This window comes from Blastococcus sp. SYSU D00813 (assembly GCF_054050735.1).
Genome location: NZ_JBJGZX010000032.1, coordinates 11,951 through 27,019 on the forward strand (window position 1 = coordinate 11,951; position 15,069 = coordinate 27,019).

Genomic DNA, 15,069 nt, shown 5'->3' on the forward strand with positions numbered 1-15,069 from the left:
CGGGCCGGGCAGCGTGCGGGCGTGACCCGCCTCCTCGTGCGCGACGCCGTCCTGCTGACCATGGACCCCCAGCGGCCCGACCCCTTCCGCGGCTGGTTCACCGTGGACGACGGGGGCCGGATCGCCGCGATCGAGCCCGGCGACCCGCCCGCGGAGGTGGTGGCCGCCGCCGCGCGGGTCCTCGAGCTCCCCGGCCGGCTCGTCGGGCCCGGCTTCGTCTCCGCGCACAGCCACCTGTTCACCTCCGCCTCGCGTGGGCTGGGCACGGACGAGTCCCTGTACGGCTGGATCGAGGCGATGACCCGCTACACCGACGCGGCCGACGCCGACGACGTCTACTGGCTGACCCGGCACGGCGCGCAGGACTTCCTGCGCAACGGCGTCACCACCGCCTACGACTTCACCTCCGCCGGCCTGCCCTTCACCGCCGGCGGCGACGACGACCCCGCCCGGTACGAGGCCGCGCTGCCCGACACCGCCTTCACCCACGCCCAGCTGCGCGGCAAGGCCGACGCCGGCCTGCGGCACGTGCACAGCGTCATGCTCGGCCAGGGTGGCGTCGCCCCCGCCGAGGCGCTGGCGCAGCTCGACGAGGTGGTCGACGCCGCCGCGGACGCCGACCCGGCGCTGCACCTCGGGGTGGCGGTCAGCGGCACGGTGCAGTGGGCCGACGACCCGGCCGCCGCCGACCTGGAGGTGGCGGCGATGCGCCGGCACGGGCTGCTCAACCAGCCGCACTTCCTGGAGACCCCGCACGACGTGGCCGCCCAGCAGTCGCGGTTCGCCTGGTACGCCGCGGCCGGGGCGCTCGGGCCCGACCTGGTGTTCGGCCACTTCATCCAGACGACCGACGAGATCGTCACCGCGGCCGCCGCGGCCGGCTGCGGGATGAGCTGGCAGCCGATGAGCAACGGCCGGCTGGCCTCCGGGGTGGCGCGGATCCCGCGGATCCGGGAGCTCGGGATGCGCGTGGGCATGGGGCTGGACGACCAGTCCTGCACCGACGTCAGCGACCCGTTCGCCAACATGCGCACGGGGCTGGCGCTGGTCCGGGCGACGTCCCACGACCCCGCCGCCCTGCCGGTGCGCGACGTGCTCGACCTGCACACCCGCGGCTCGGCGGAGGTGCTCGGCATCGACGACCGGGTGGGCACGCTGCGGCCGGGCCGGTACGCCGACTTCCTCGTCGTCGACCCGCGCGACCCCGACACCGGCCCGGTCTGGGACCCGTACGGCACCTACGTGCTCGCCTGCTCGCTGCGCAACCTGCACCAGGTCTGGGTCGGCGGCGTGCAGGTCGCCGACGGCGCCCGGCTGTGCGACCCGGGGGCCGCGACGGTGGTCGACCAGGTGCACGAGCGGCTGACCCGGATCGCGGCGGGGGGAGGCCGTCGGGCGGGCTGAGACGGCGCGCCGTCCACGGATGCCGGGCGGCGCACGGCGGCCCTATCCTGCGGTCCTGGGGCACCTCCCCGTGCCCCGCTCGTTGTCGGAGGACCCGATGACCCTGCGCGTGCGACTCCACCGGTTCGAGGGCGACACCGCGCAGGCGGCGCCGCCGGCGCCCGCCGGGCCGGACGAGCCCGGCGCGCCCGACATCCTCGGCTTCCCCGCCGAACCCGACGACGAGGACGACGGGGACGACGGCCCGGGCGATCGGCGCGGTGCCCGGGCCGGTGCTGCCGCCGGCCCCCTGGTGGTCCTCCGCCGGCGCGACGTCGTCGCCGGCCTGGCGCTGCTCGGGTCCGCCGGCGCGGCCGTCGCGGGCCTGGTCCTGCCGTGGACCCGGGCCGACGGCGCGCTCGGCGCCTCGGCGGTGCGCGAGGGGTTCGAGGCGCCGGGCCTGGCGGCGCTGCTCGAGGGCGGCGGGTGGCCGCCGGTCGCCGTCGTGGCGAGCGGCGCCGCGCTGCTTCTGGTCGGCCTGCTGCCGTTCCGGCGGGCGCGCACCCACCGTGTCGCGGGGGTCCTGGCCCTGGCGGCGGCGGCACCGGCCGTCGCCGCCGTCCTCGTGCTCCTCGCGGACGCGGACTGGCAGGCCGGGCGCGTGGCCGCGGGTGCGTGGTGCGCCGTCGCGGTGGCCGGGCTCGGGCTGCTCGGGGCCCTGAAGGCGATGCTGACGCTGCCCCGGGTCGCCGCGGCGGGCAACGGGGACCTGCCCCCGCCGGGCTAGCGGGAGCGCTGCTGGCTGCGGGCGACGAGGACCAGGGCGCCGAGCACCAGCGCGAGGGGCGCCCACGCCGGCAGGGAGAACCCGCCGAGCAGCACCGAGGCCACGAAGAGCAGCACCTGGAAGGCGAGCCAGAAGCCCACCAGCAGGACGACCCAGAACAGCACCGGCCGCTCGTACTGCAGGCGCTTGAGGTAGTCCATCTCGTCTCCTCGCTCGTGCGCTCGGGCGAGCGCGTCGTCCGGACAACGCCGACCCCGGCGTCCGTCGTTCCCAGTCTCCCCCCGCGGGAGGAGGCCGGGCCGGACGCGCGGCCGCGCCGGCGCCCCAGGGGGCGGCCGGCGCGGCCGGTCGTGCGGGTCGCGGCAGGTCAGGCGGCCCCGATGGACATGTCGATGAACTCGTTGGTGGCGATGTCGGCCGGGGTGAGGCCCTCGGCCGGCGGGGTGCCCTGCTCGGTGAAGATCGGCGTCGTCTGCTCGATCAGCGTCTGCAGCCGGGCCTCGTCGAAGTCGCCGTGGGTCGCGTTCTCGCCGTTGCCCGAGATGCCGAGCTCCTCCATGGTCGTCGCGGAGTACTCGGCGACGCCCTCGCTGTACTGCCAGCCGGTGTCGTACTGCTCCACCAGCTCCAGGATCAGCTCGTTGGCGCCGGTCGGGTCGGTGATGTAGTCGAGGTCGGCCTGCTGCATGAGCGGCACCAGCTCGGTCAGGCAGCCCTCCAGCCCCTCGAGCTGGTCGGCGCGGACCGACAGCGACGAGGCGTAGACCTGGAAGCCGGCGTCGTGGACCAGCTGGTACTCCACCGGCTTGCCCCAGGCGTCGACCTCGTTCTCGTAGATGTAGGGCTCGGCGCTGGCGTAGCCCTGCTGGGCGTCGGCGCCGTCCGAGGCCACGAACGCCGCCGGCGTCCCGTCGTAGGAGCCGTCGAGCTGCTCCTCGCGGAGGATCCCGGCCCCGACCAGGTAGTCCATGTAGGCCGAGCCCTCGAAGTAGCGGACCGTGGCGTCGGTGCCGGCCAGGTCGGCGATCTCGTCGACGTCCGGGTAGGTCTCGGGGTCCCACATGATCATCTGCGGGGACTTCTCGAGCTGGGCGAGGACGCCGACGGTCGGCTGCTCGGCCGACAGCTGGATCGCCTCGTCGGTGTCGACGTAGCCGAGGGTGATCGCGTCGTCGGAGTACATCTGCGCGCTGACGGCCTGGAAGCCGATCGCCGGGCCGCCGGCGCGGACCTCGACGAGGACGCCGGTGCTGGCCCCCTCGCTGTCGACCAGGGTGCCGGTGACCGACTTGCCGCCGGCGTCGATGGAGTGGTCGTCGCCGACGAGCTGGTAGATGCCGCCGTGCTCGGCCTCGGGGTTCCAGTCGGTCTGGATGACGACGGTGTCGGGGCAGCCGGCCGCGGCCAGGTCGGTGTCGCCGACCTCGCCGCTGGGTCCGGCCGGGGCCGAGGAGTCGCCACCGCCGTCGTCGCTGCCGCAGGCGGAGAGGACGAGGGCGAGGCTCGCGGCTGCGGCGAGGCCGATCGAGGTGCGGGTCCTGCGCACGGGTCTCCTTCAGGGGTGGGGTGGGACGGCGTCCCCGCGGAGCGGGGCGCCGTACGGGAGGGGGTGGGTACGTCAGGCCCTGTCGCGGCCGGTGACGTACCAGCGGCCGACGGCGAGCTTCCCGAGCCAGCCGAAGACGACGAACGTGGCGATGCCGAGCAGCGCGGCGACGATGATCGTGGCGAACAGCTCCGGGCCCTGCAGCCGCGAGCGGAAGTTGTCGAGCAGGATGCCCAGCCCCGCCTCGCCCTGCCGGAAGAAGACGTCGCCGACGATCGCGCCGACCACCGACAGCCCGGCCGAGATCCGGAACCCCGCGAAGATCGCCGGCATGGCGGCCGGGAACTGCAGCTTCACGAGCCGGGTCAGCCGGCCGGCGCCGTGCAGGTCGAACAGCTCGTGCTGGCTGCGGTCGACCGACTGCAGGCCGAAGAGCGTGTTGGACACGATCGGGAACAGCGAGATCAGCACGCAGACGATGACCCGCGCCGGGAAGTCGTAGCCGAACCAGAAGCCGATCAGCGGGACCAGCGCCAGGATCGGGATGCACTGCAGCGCGACCGCGTAGGGGAACAGCGACCGCTCGGCGACCCTGGTCTGGCTCATGACGACCGCCCAGACCATGCCGATCACGATCGCGATGGCCAGGCCGGTGAAGGTGACCTCGACGGTGTTCCAGAGCGCGTCGCCGACCTTCTCCATGGTCGGCCCGTCGAGGAACGCCTCGGTGACCACGTCCTGCGGGGGCGGCATGAGGAAGCGGCGGCCGGGGTCGAGCAGCAGGTAGGTGATCGCGTACCAGAGCCCGATGAGAGCGGCGAAGACGGCGACCGGGGCGGCGACGTCCAGCAGCGCCCCGCCCCGCCGGCGCCTCCGGCGGACCAGCGGCGCGGGGCCGCCGGTGACCAGCTCCTCCGGCGCGGCGATGGTCTCCGTGCCCTGTTCGGTGGCCGTCACGTCGCTCTCCTGCCGGTCGGGGTGCAGCGCGGTCACGGTGTCTCCTCGCCGGCGCTCGTCGGCGCCGTGCCCGCCGGTGCTCCGTTCCTGGACGAGCTCACGGGCTCGCTCATCCGTGCCCCTCCCGCAGCGCGTGCGAGACCTCGCCGGACAGCGCGGCGAACTCGGGGGTGAACCGCAGCTCGGGGTCGCGGTCGGGGCCGAACGGGACGTCGAAGGAGGCCACGACGCGCCCGGGCCGGCCGCTCATCACCAGCACCCGGGTCGACATGTAGACGGCCTCGCTGACCGAGTGCGTGATGAACAGCGCGCCGAAGCGCCTGGCCCGGAAGAGGCTGAGCAGCTCGTCGTTCAGCCGCTCCCGGGTGATCTCGTCGAGCGCGCCGAAGGGCTCGTCGAAGAGGAACAGGTCCGGGTCGAGGGTCAGCGACCGCGCCAGGGAGGCGCGCATCCGCATGCCGCCGGACAGCTCGCGGGGCAGCTTCTTCTCGTGGCCGGTGAGCCCGACGAGGTCGATCGCGTCGCGGGAGGCCTGGTTCAGCGACGGCTTGCCCATGCCGTGCAGCTCGCCCAGCAGCTGCACGTTCCTGAGCACCGACCGCCAGGGCAGCAGCGTGGCGTCCTGGAACACGTAGCCGATGCGCTGCGCGTCGACCTGCACGTCCCCCGACGTCGCCGGGGAGAGGTCGGAGGCGATCCGCAGCAGCGTGCTCTTCCCGCAGCCGGAGGGGCCGACGACGGTGACGAACTCACCGCGCCGGATGTCGAGGTCGACGCCCTCGAGGGCGACCGTGCCGTCGGGGAACGTCTTGGCGACGTCCCGGAAGTGCAGGACCCGGGGATCGGTCGCGGCGGCCGGCCGGGTCCCGGCGGGCCTGCTCGGCGCGGTTGCTCTCACGGTCCTCACCCTCCGTGCTGCCTGTTTCGTGGGTGTGTTGCGGCGGTGAACGACGCGCGGCCCGCGTCACGACCCGGCCACGGCCGCTCCCGGGGAGCCCAGCGGGGCCACCGAGCGGCGCACCCGCGTCGTCGCGACGACCCGCCCGCCGGACAGCACGACCCGCTCGGTCCCGGCCCCGGCGACGGCGGCGTCCAGGCTCTCCGCGGCGATCGCGACGAACTCCGCGGCGGCCCCCTCGGCCACCGCCGGGACCGGCAGGCCCATGCAGCGCCGCGCGCCCGCGCTCACCGCCAGCCACGCCTCGCGGGTGGACAGGTGCCCGGCGGTCACCAGCAGCGAGGCGGCCTCGCAGGCGTCGGCGCGGCCCATCGGGTTGAACGGGTCGCGCAGGTTGTCCCCGCCGGCGCCGACGGTGGCGCCGGCGTCGAGCAGGGCCCGGACGGCGGTGAGCCCGCGCGGCGGCGCCACCGCGACGTCACGGCCCTGCAGGTACAGGTTGGTCTGCGGCAGCGCGACCACGCCGATGCCGGCGCGGGCGACCGCCGCCGCCGTGGCCCGGGCGACGTCGAGCGGGTGCACGCCCAGGCTCACGCAGTGGCTCGCCGTCACCCCGCGGTCGAAGCCGGTCGCGGCCACCCGCCGCGCCAGGTCGAGCAGCCCCTGCGCGGTCGGGTCGAGCGTCTCGTCGGTGTGCAGGTCCAGCGGCAGGCCGGCGCGGGCGGCCGCGTCGAACGACAGCGCCTGCCCGGCGTCGCGGTCGGCCCACAGGTGCGGCGCGCCGCCGACGACGTCCGCCCCGAGGTCGATCGCCTCGGCGAGCAGCCGCGGGGCCGCGGCGGCCTCCTCGGCCGTGGACGGCGCCGACACCAGCGCGACCACCTGCAGGTGGAGGACCCCGGCGAGGGCGTCGCGCACCCGCAGCAGCGCCCGCAGGTGCCGGGTGCCGGCGTGCACGCCGACGTCGGCGTGCGTGCGGATCGCCGTCGTCCCGTTGGCCAGGTACTCGTACGCGGCCCGGGTCGCCCGCTCGACGAGGTCCTCGTGGGTGAAGCCGGCGGCGACGGCACGGATCGCCTCGATCGCGCCGGCCAGGTCACCGGTGCGGTTGGGCACCCGGTGGCCGGTCAGCGCCTTGTCCAGGTGGGCGTGCGGCTCGGCCGGCGCGGGGAGCAGCCACGAGCCGGCGAGGTCGAGCACCTCCTCCCCCGGCAGCGGCGCCAGGACGGGGGCCACCGCGGCGACCCGCGGGCCCGCGACGCGCACGTCGACCCGGCGCCCGTCCATGTCCGTCGCGCCGGTCAGCAGGAGGCTCACAGGTCCAGCACCAGCCTGGGCCCGGCGGCGCGCGAGACGCAGAGCATCATCGCCGCGCCGTCGGCCTGCTCGGCCGGGGTGAGGACGGAGTCGCGGTGCTCGACCTCGCCCTCCAGCACCGGCGTCTCGCACGTGCCGCACGTGCCGACCCGGCAGGAGGAGAGGACGACGGCGCCCGCCCCGGTGACCGCGTCGAGCACCGACTCCCCCGGCTCGACGGTCACCGTGGCGCCCGACAGCGCCAGCTCGACCTCGAACGGGCCCGGCCACACCGGGTCGCCGAACTCCTTCGCCTCGAACCGCTCGAGGTGCAGCGCCTGCTCCGGCCAGCCGGCCATCGCCGCGGTGACGGCGTCGATCAGCCGGCCGGGTCCGCAGACGTGGACGGCGGTGTCGGTGCGCGGCGGCCCGATCGATGCCGCGACGTCGAGCCGCCCGCCCTCGTCGGCGACGTGCAGCCGCACTCGCTCCGGGTGTGCGGCGGCCAGCTCGGCGGCGAAGGCCATGGTGGCGCGCGAGCGACCCGCGTAGTCGAGCGCCCAGTCGGCGCCCGCCGCCGCGGCCTCGGCGACCATGGCCCGCAGCGGGGTGATGCCGATGCCGCCGGCCACGAACCGGTAGCGCGTTCCCGGGGTGACCTCGAACGCGAAGTGGTTGCGCGGGCCGCGGACCCGCAGCGTCTGCCCGACCCGGACGTCGTCGTGCAGGGCCAGCGACCCGCCCCCACCCTTCTCCTCGCGGAGGACGGCGATCCGCCACCGGGAGCGGTCGGCGCGGTCGCCGCACAGCGAGTACTGCCGCTCCAGCCCCGGCCCGAGGACGACGTCGACGTGCGAGCCCGGCGTCCAGGCGGGCAGGTCGCGGCCGTTGTGCGAGACGAGGTCCAGGGCGACGACGCCCTCGGCCAGGTCGGTGCGGGCGTCGACGAGCAGGTCCCGCTCGACGTCGGAGAAGAAGCTCACGCCGGCGATCCGAGCAGAGGCGCGTGCCGAACGTGTCCCACCGACGTGACACGGAGGTGACACGGGCGGAACCCCGCGCGGCTGGACTGGCCCGGTGACCGTCTCCCCCGTCCGCACCCCCGCCCCGTCGCCCGCCGCGCTGGCCGCGCTGGAGGCCGAGCTCGTCGCCCTGCTCGGCGCCCGCAACGTGACCGGCGACCTGCGCGCCCGGGAGCGGGCGTCGGTCGACGGCGCGCGGATGAGCCCGATCATCACCGAGCTGCTGCCGCTGGGGGTCGCCGACCTGGTCGCCTGGCCGACCACCGCCGAGGACGTCGGCCGGGCCGTCGCCGCGGCCGTGCGGCACGGCGTCCCGGTGACCCCGCGGGGCAAGGGCACCGGCAACTACGGCCAGGCGATCCCGATGGCCGGCGGGCTGGTGCTGGACCTGTCCCGGGCGCGGGCGGTGGTCGAGGTGGGCTCCGGCTGGGTCACCGCCGAGGCCGGCGCGCCGATGGTGGCCCTGGAGCGGGCCGCGGCCGAGACCGGGCAGCAGCTGTGGATGTACCCCTCCACCGCGCAGTCCTCGCTCGGCGGGTTCCTCGGCGGCGGCTCGGGCGGCACCGGCACCATCGCGCACGGCTCCAACGACATGGGGTTCGTGCTCGCCCTCGACGTCGTGCACGCGACCGGGTCGCCGGACCTGGTGCACGTCGAGGGCGAGGAGGCGCAGCGGTACGTGCACAACTACGGCACCGCCGGCGTCATCGCCCGGGCCACCGTGCGGCTCGAGCCGCTGCAGGACTGGCGCGGGGTGTACGCGAGCTTCCCCGACTTCCGCGGCGCGCTGTCGGTGCTGCGCGAGCTCGGCCGGCTGCAGCCGCTCCCCCGGCTGGTCTCGGCCGACACCCCGGAGGTCACCGCCACGCTGCCGCCGGACCCGGCGTTCCCCGCCGGCCGGGCCAGCCTGCGGGTGATCGCCGACGCCCGGACGGTCGCGGCGGCCACCGCGCTCGTCGAGGGGGCGGGCGGGCGGGTCGAGGACGTCCGCGAGGGCCCCCAGGTGGTGCTGTCGCTGAGCATGCTCAGCTACAACCACCCCGTCGAGTGGCTGCAGAAGTCGCGGCCGGGCGTGTACTTCCACGTCGAGGTGTCCGGCGACGCGCTGGTCGAGCGGATCGACGAGGTGCACGCCGTCTACGAGGGCGGGCTGCTGCACGTCGAGGCCGGGCACACCGTCCCGATCGGGATGCTCGCCGGCGTCTACCGCAGCCCCGAGCAGGTGCGCGCCGGCATCCGGGCGTTGAACGCGCTCGGCGTCGGGGTGCACGACCCGCACCAGTGGAACGTCGACTTCGAGCTCGGCCGCACGATCGAGACCGCCCGCAGCACCGACCCGCACGGGCTGCTCAACCCCGGCAAGCTCAACCCGGACTACGACGGCCCGACCAAGGGCGCGATCCGGTGACCCTCGTCGACCCGGTGCACGCCGACGGCGTTCCCCCGGCCGACCCGCTCGACCTCGCCCGTGCCTGGCTCCCGGCCGACGACGACCCCGACCGGCCGCGGGTCACGCTCTCGACGGTCGGCACCGACGGCTACCCCGACGCCCGGACGGTGCTGCTCAGCGCCTTCGACGAGACCGGTTTCGCCTTCCACACCGCCCGCGGCAGCCGGAAGGTCGCCGAGCTGGCCGCGGTGCCGCGGGCGAGCATCGTCGTCCTCTGGCCCGACTCCTCCCGGCAGCTGGTGGTGCGCGGCGACGTCGTGCCCGACGGCGCGGAGCAGGCGGAGGCCGCGTGGGCGGCACGCAGCGAGTACCTGCGGCGGCTGGCGGAGCTGAACACCGAGGAGCTCGCCGGGCTGCCGCTGGCCGAGCGGGTGGCCCGCTGGGCCGCGTTCTCGCCGGACGGCGACGGCCCGGCCGGCTCCTGGGTCGGCTACCGGCTGCGACCGCGGGAGATGACCTTCTGGGCGGCGTCGGCGCGGACCGCCAGCCGCCGGCTGCAGTACGTGCGCGCCGGCGACCGGTGGTCCTGCCGCGCCCTGCCCGGCTGACCGCCGTCAGCCGCCGTAGTTGGCGCGGATCCGCTCGAGGATGAAGTCGCCCGCGGTGATCGGCGGGTACGTGCCGGCCGGGCTCTCGATGACGACGTCGCGGTCGGCCTGGGCGAAGAAGGCGATGCTGTAGCGGGACCCCAGGGGGTCGCCGGGCCCGGGCGCCTTCACCCGGTGGAAGTTCGACGGGAGGACGCCGTCGCTCCACCGGGTCAGCATGTCGCCGATGTTGCAGGTGATCGCGTCGTCGGAGGGCTCCACCGGCGTCCACGCCTGGCCCTCGGCCTCGGCGCCGGGCAGCACCTGCAGGCCGCCCTGGCCGGCGCGCTGGAACAGCAGGGTCAGGCAGTCGAAGTCGGTGTGCGCGCCGGCCCGCCACAGGTCGGTCCGGGCGGCGGTCTCCGCCGAGACCGGGAAGTAGTGCAGCAGCCGCAGCGTGCTCTGGTAGCCCGGCGCCGACGGGTCGTGCGCCCGGTCGAAGAACTCCGCGTCGAACCCCAGCCGCAGCGCGAAGCAGGACAGCACGTCCATGGCCACCTGCCGGCAGCGGGCCTCGAAGGCGAGCATCGTCTCCTCGAACCCGGCCAGCTCCTCCGCCGTCGGCCAGCGGCCGGCCATGTGCGGGCGGGTGACCTGGAAGGACTCCTTCTCGTCGGGGGTGCCGATCGAGGGGCGCACCTGCGTCTTGGACTCCCAGCCCGCGTTGAGCGCCTTGTCCAGCGGCCGGCGGGCCTTGACCTCCGGAGGCAGGGCGAAGAACGCCTCGGCCGCGGCGAAGGCCCCGTCGACCTGCTCCTGCGCGATGCCGTGGTCGACGACCTGGAAGAAGCCGATGTCGGTGGCCGCGGCCCACAGCTCGTCGGCGATCTCCGCGCGGCGCGCGGGCAGGTCGGCGAGGCTGATCCGGCGGACCTCGCGGGTGCTGGTCTCGGTGCCGAGGGCGCCCATGCGGGCCTCGCGGTCGAGTTCGGTGAGGCGGCTGGTCATGGGGCTCAGGCAACCAGCGCGGTGTTTCGCCGAGGTACCGGAGGAGATCCGTCGGCGTGACGCCGACGGACCTCCTCCGGCGCGGGTCAGCGCAGCCGCAGGACCTCCCGGACCTGGGCGGCCATCGCGGCCTCGCCGAGCGCGTTCGGGTGCACGATCACCGGGTTGCTGCCGGCCAGCACCGGCTCGACCCAGCGGACGCCGATCGGCCGGCAGGCGTCGTGGCCCTCCGACACCCGGCTCATGTCCACGTACCGGACCCCGGTCTCCGCGGCCGCCCGCCGCACCGCGTCGTTGAGCGTCGCCTGCAGGCTGCGCAGGTAGGGCACGTCCCCCGACGCGACGGTCATGACCGGGTAGCAGCCGCCCGAGGCCGGGAGGATCCACGGGTAGCCGAGGATCGCGACGCGGGCGTTCGGCGCCGCCTCGCGCACCGCCGAGAGGGCCTGCACCAGCGCCGGGTAGGTCGTGGTCCGCACGGTGTCCTCGAAGGAGGAGCCGTACCGGTCGCGGCACGGGCTGCCCTGGCCGAGGGTCAGCAGCCCCGCGGCGCCGCACTGCAGGATCGAGTTGATGAAGACGCCGCTGTCGTTGCCGCCGATGGTCATGGTGACCAGATCGGTCTCCGCGCTCAGGGCCTCCAGCTGCGGTGGCACGCCCGGGTACTGGGCGGCCGCGAAGTCGCCGGTGTCGGCGCCGCCGCAGGTGACGTCGGTCAGCCGGGCGCCGATCTGCTCGGCGAGGACGTGCGGGTAGTTGCGGGTCGAGCGCAGGCACTGCGGCGCCGCGGTGGGGTCGGGCGGGAGCACGCCGGAGGCGGCGCTGTAGGAGTCGCCCAGGGCGACGTAGTCCAGCGGCTGCGGCGGCCGCGGGGTCGCCGAGGCGGGCACGGCGAGGCCGAGCAGGACCGCCAGGGCGGCGAGGACGGGGAGGACGAGACGGCGCACGGGCTACTCCGGTGGAGCCGGGGGCATGTCCCCCCGTACAACGCCCCACCCGCCCGGAGGTGACGCCTCCCTCTCCGGCCGCTCGGCCCCGGGTGGGTCGCGCGGTCAGCCGCCGGTCGCGGCGGTGCGCACCGTGACACCACCGAACACGGCGACGGCGCGCACGTGCACGGCCGGCCCGCCGGCCGGCCCGGACCCGCCCCGGGCCTTGACGTCGCGGCCGCCGAACAGCGAGAAGCCGGTCAGCTCGACGGTCGCACCCTCGGGCAGCACGAGATCGACCCCGCCGAAGACGGCGGTCGCCCGCACGTGCAGCGGTCCGGGCGGGAGGTCGGCCTCGCGGTAGTCCAGGACGACGCCGCCGAAGACGGCGGTCGCGCGCTGGCGGGTGGCCGGTCGCCACCGGCCGCGGCGCTCGGTGCCGCCGAAGACCGCGACGACCGGCCCGCTCCCGCTCCCGCCCGCGGGCCCGGGCCGCGGTGCCGGGGCCGCGGCGGCCGGCACCGGGAGGTCACCGGCCCGGGGGAGGTCCGCGGTGAGGGCCGCCAGCTCGCCGACGGTGACCGCGGCGTAGGCCGCCTCGCTGCGCGTGCGCAGCTCGTCGGGGTCGAGCCGGCCCTCCGCGCCGGCCGCGGTCAGGCGGTCGACCACCGCCTGTCGCTCGGCGTCGGAGGCGCGCACGCCCTGCTGCCCGGCTCCGGCGGTCCCCTCGGCGTCCATGCCCGCACGGTAGTTCGCCGCGGCGCACCGGGCCGGCGTCTACGGGCGGCCGGGGCGGGTAGGGCGTCGGCATGGACGTGAAGCGGATGGGCGAGGCGGGGCTGCAGGGGTGGCGCGGGAAGGTCGCCGACGCGGTGGCCGCGCCGGTGGCCCGCCGCTCCGGGCTGGACGACGACCAGGTCCGCGCCGCGATCGGCGCGCTGTTCTTCGTGCTGTCGGTCGTGTACGTCGTCCAGACCGTGCGGCAGGCCGCCGCGCGCGGCTGACGGTCAGCGCCGCCGGGACCCGGACAGCGCGCCGGCGAGGCGCACGTGCAGCCGCTCGACGAACGGGTCCAGCGGCGCGGGCGTGGCGCCGGGCGGCAGCGGAGCGGCCGGCAGGGCCACCCACAGCAGCGGGTAGACCAGCAGCCCGGCGCCGGTCAGCGCCAGGACGAGGAAGCCGACGCGCCAGAGGACGACGTCGATGCCGGTGGCGTCGGCGAGCCCGCGGCAGACGCCGCCGAGCATCGTGTCGGTGCGGCCGCGCTGCAGGGCCGGCCGGGCGGGGCCGGCGGACTCGTGGGCGGGCTGGGGGGCGGGCTGGTCGGCGGCCGGCGGGGCGGTGGGCGGAACGGTCGAGGTCATGGCACGAGCCTGTCCGCGTCCGGCGTCCGCGCCCATCCGGGAGCGCCCGGAACCGACCCCGGTTCCCCGGTGGGGGCAGACCCTGGCCGGGTGGCCGGGACCGCGCGGGAGACTGGGCGGGTGGCTCCCCGACGCTGCCCCTGCGGCACCGGCCTGACGTACGGCGAGTGCTGCGGGCGGCTGCACGACGGGACGGCGCCGGCGGCCACGGCCGAGCAGCTCATGCGCTCGCGCTACAGCGCCTTCGTCGTCGGGGACGCCGCCTACCTGCTGGCCACCTGGCACCCGCGGACCCGCCCGGCCTCGCTCGACCTCGACCCGGAGGTGCGCTGGCTCGGCCTGGAGGTGCTCGCGACCTCCGGCGGCGGGATGCTCGCGGCCGAGGGCACCGTCGAGTTCCGCGCCTCCTACGTGCGCGGGCGCCGCCCAGGCGCCCAGCACGAGGACAGCCGGTTCCGCCGCGAAGGCGGCCGCTGGACCTACCTCGACGGCGTCGCGCTGCCCTGAGCCCCGGCCACGGCCCGGCCGGCGCCCTCGAGGATCCGGTGCGGGTCGGTGGCCGCGGCCAGCGCCCGGAGCCTCGCCTGCACGGCCGGGGCGTGGTGCCGGGAGAGGACGTCGGGGGTCGCCGTCCACCCGTGCGCCGGCGGCCGCCCGCCGGTCGCCGGCCCGAGCAGCGCCGCCAGCTCGTCGGCGCAGGCCGCCGTCGCGGCGCGGTCCTCGGGCGCGTCGCCGCCGATGACCCGCACCGCCAGCGCGGCGTCGCGGGAGCCGACCGCGCTGGGCACCACCGGCGGCCAGCCGACGGCTCCGCCGAGGCGGCGCAGCTCCACCCAGCGGGGCAGCCCGCCGCCCAGCGCCCGCAGCACCCCGTCGGGGGCGCCCGCCGGCAGCCGGTCCAGCAGCAGCGAGGACTCCCGGCCGGCCGGCGGCCCGACCGGCGCCGGCCGCAGGTCCCCGCGCGGGCGCTGGCCGACCGACCGCACCCGGGGCGGCACACCCCGCAGCAGCGGGGCCAGCAGCTCGGCGCCCTCCTCTGGCTCGCCGGTCCAGGTGGCCGAGACCGTCACGGCCGGCGCGCCGGCCGGTGGCCGGGCCAGCACCAGCGAGGTGCCGGCGTCGGTCGGCAGGGCCGCCGCCCAGTCCTGCCACACCCGCAGCACCCACGCCGCCTCCGTCCCGGGCCAGCGCAGCACCGCGCTCCCCAGCGGCGCGCCGGCCAGCAGGTCGAGCTCGACGGCCGTGGGCACGCCCAGACCGGGGCCGCCACCACGCAGGCCCCAGAACAGCTCGGCGTCCTCGGTCGGGGTGACGCGCCGCAGGACGCCGTCCCCGGTGACCAGCTCGACGGCGCGGACCCGGTCCGAGGCCAGGCCGTAGGTGCGCGCCAGCGGGCCGACGCCGCCGCCGGTCACCGAGTCCACGACCCGGTCCTGCACCGAGGCCCCGGTGACCGGGACCAGGCCCTGCGCCGCGGCGGCGTCCAGCAGCGCCGACCAGCGGACGCCGGCGCCGACCCGGGCCCAGCCGGCCGGCGACACCGTCGTCCCGGACAGCGCGCCGACGTCGACGACGAGGGCCCGCGACCCCGCCGGCGCCGACCCCTCGCGCACCGCGACCCCGTGCCGGCCGGCCAGCCGCAGCACGGCCACGACGTCGTCGGCGGTCGCCACCCGGACGACGCCGCCGTCGAGCACGGCGGCGTCCGGCGAGAGGCGGGCCCGCAGCCGGGCGGTGAGGTCGGGGGGCAGGACGTGCGACACGGACGCTCCAGGGTGGTGCGGGGCGGGACGGGTCCCACCCTCGGCCCGCCCGCTTGCCCGGTCCTTGCCCGGCGCTTGCGCGGCTGGTCGCGGCCCGGTTCGTTGCCGAACCGTCACCTCGCGGCCCTAGGCTGCGCGG

The 15,069-nt window shown here is 76.7% G+C and carries 17 protein-coding genes; 6 read left to right on the plus strand and 11 right to left on the minus strand.

The window, feature by feature from the left end:
* Nucleotides 1-21: 21 nt before the first annotated feature.
* The gene (locus ACI8AX_RS18300; protein ID WP_456551275.1) at nt 22-1,404 is read left to right on the plus strand and encodes an amidohydrolase family protein; all 1,383 of its coding nucleotides are present in this window, start codon (nt 22-24) and stop codon (nt 1,402-1,404) included.
* 97 nt (nt 1,405-1,501) lie between these two features.
* A complete protein-coding gene (locus tag ACI8AX_RS18305) occupies nt 1,502-2,170 on the plus strand; it encodes a hypothetical protein (protein ID WP_456551276.1) in 669 nt (222 codons plus the stop codon).
* Here ACI8AX_RS18305 and ACI8AX_RS18310 read toward each other — a convergent pair.
* The 6 genes from ACI8AX_RS18310 to ACI8AX_RS18335 form a co-directional block, all read right to left on the minus strand.
* Nucleotides 2,167-2,370, minus strand: a complete 204-nt coding sequence (locus tag ACI8AX_RS18310) for a hypothetical protein (RefSeq protein WP_456551277.1) — start codon at nt 2,368-2,370, stop codon at nt 2,167-2,169. The genes ACI8AX_RS18305 and ACI8AX_RS18310 overlap by 4 nt on opposite strands.
* A 167-nt stretch (nt 2,371-2,537) precedes the next feature.
* Nucleotides 2,538-3,716, minus strand: a complete 1,179-nt coding sequence (locus ACI8AX_RS18315) for an ABC transporter substrate-binding protein (protein ID WP_456551278.1) — start codon at nt 3,714-3,716, stop codon at nt 2,538-2,540.
* 72 nt (nt 3,717-3,788) lie between these two features.
* Nucleotides 3,789-4,709, minus strand: coding sequence for an ABC transporter permease (locus tag ACI8AX_RS18320; RefSeq protein WP_456551279.1), 921 nt, complete (start codon nt 4,707-4,709; stop codon nt 3,789-3,791).
* A 73-nt stretch (nt 4,710-4,782) separates the two neighbouring features.
* Complete coding sequence (locus ACI8AX_RS18325; protein ID WP_456551280.1) at nt 4,783-5,571, minus strand: ABC transporter ATP-binding protein; 789 nt, start codon at nt 5,569-5,571, stop codon at nt 4,783-4,785.
* Between the two features lie 66 nt (nt 5,572-5,637).
* On the minus strand, nt 5,638-6,888 hold the full coding sequence (locus tag ACI8AX_RS18330; protein ID WP_456551281.1) for an amidohydrolase family protein: 1,251 nt from the start codon (nt 6,886-6,888) through the stop codon (nt 5,638-5,640).
* Nucleotides 6,885-7,850 (minus strand): PDR/VanB family oxidoreductase, encoded by a 966-nt coding sequence (locus ACI8AX_RS18335; protein WP_456551282.1) that lies wholly within the window; start codon nt 7,848-7,850, stop codon nt 6,885-6,887. Before ACI8AX_RS18335 ends, ACI8AX_RS18330 begins: the two co-directional genes overlap by 4 nt.
* Before the next feature lie 94 nt (nt 7,851-7,944).
* On the opposite strand from ACI8AX_RS18335, the gene ACI8AX_RS18340 reads away from it, so the two are divergent.
* Nucleotides 7,945-9,297, plus strand: a complete 1,353-nt coding sequence (locus tag ACI8AX_RS18340; RefSeq protein WP_456551283.1) for an FAD-binding oxidoreductase — start codon at nt 7,945-7,947, stop codon at nt 9,295-9,297.
* Nucleotides 9,294-9,887 carry a pyridoxamine 5'-phosphate oxidase family protein gene (locus ACI8AX_RS18345; protein ID WP_456551284.1) on the plus strand — a complete coding sequence of 198 codons (594 nt, stop codon included), beginning with the start codon at nt 9,294-9,296 and terminating at the stop codon, nt 9,885-9,887. Before ACI8AX_RS18340 ends, ACI8AX_RS18345 begins: the two co-directional genes overlap by 4 nt.
* A gap of 6 nt (nt 9,888-9,893) precedes the next feature.
* On the opposite strand, the gene ACI8AX_RS18350 is transcribed toward ACI8AX_RS18345, so the two are convergent.
* From ACI8AX_RS18350 to ACI8AX_RS18360, 3 genes are all read right to left on the minus strand, one after another.
* Complete coding sequence (locus ACI8AX_RS18350) at nt 9,894-10,874, minus strand: isopenicillin N synthase family dioxygenase (protein ID WP_456551285.1); 981 nt, start codon at nt 10,872-10,874, stop codon at nt 9,894-9,896.
* Between the two features lie 86 nt (nt 10,875-10,960).
* Entirely contained in the window at nt 10,961-11,821 is an 861-nt protein-coding gene (locus ACI8AX_RS18355; RefSeq protein WP_456551286.1) for an SGNH/GDSL hydrolase family protein, read from the minus strand.
* Between the two features lie 105 nt (nt 11,822-11,926).
* The gene (locus ACI8AX_RS18360; protein WP_456551287.1) at nt 11,927-12,541 is read right to left on the minus strand and encodes a DUF1707 SHOCT-like domain-containing protein; all 615 of its coding nucleotides are present in this window, start codon (nt 12,539-12,541) and stop codon (nt 11,927-11,929) included.
* A 71-nt stretch (nt 12,542-12,612) separates the two neighbouring features.
* On the opposite strand from ACI8AX_RS18360, the gene ACI8AX_RS18365 reads away from it, so the two are divergent.
* Entirely contained in the window at nt 12,613-12,807 is a 195-nt protein-coding gene (locus ACI8AX_RS18365) for a hypothetical protein (protein WP_456551288.1), read from the plus strand.
* A 3-nt stretch (nt 12,808-12,810) separates the two neighbouring features.
* On the opposite strand, the gene ACI8AX_RS18370 is transcribed toward ACI8AX_RS18365, so the two are convergent.
* Complete coding sequence (locus ACI8AX_RS18370; protein ID WP_456551289.1) at nt 12,811-13,167, minus strand: PspC domain-containing protein; 357 nt, start codon at nt 13,165-13,167, stop codon at nt 12,811-12,813.
* 120 nt (nt 13,168-13,287) lie between these two features.
* Here ACI8AX_RS18370 and ACI8AX_RS18375 point away from each other — a divergent pair, with 120 nt between their 5' ends.
* A complete protein-coding gene (locus tag ACI8AX_RS18375) occupies nt 13,288-13,674 on the plus strand; it encodes a YchJ family protein (RefSeq protein ID WP_456551290.1) in 387 nt (128 codons plus the stop codon).
* Here the strand turns inward: ACI8AX_RS18375 and ACI8AX_RS18380 are convergent.
* On the minus strand, nt 13,647-14,930 hold the full coding sequence (locus tag ACI8AX_RS18380) for an FAD-binding oxidoreductase (protein ID WP_456551291.1): 1,284 nt from the start codon (nt 14,928-14,930) through the stop codon (nt 13,647-13,649). The genes ACI8AX_RS18375 and ACI8AX_RS18380 overlap by 28 nt on opposite strands.
* Between the last annotated feature and the right edge of the window lie 139 nt (nt 14,931-15,069).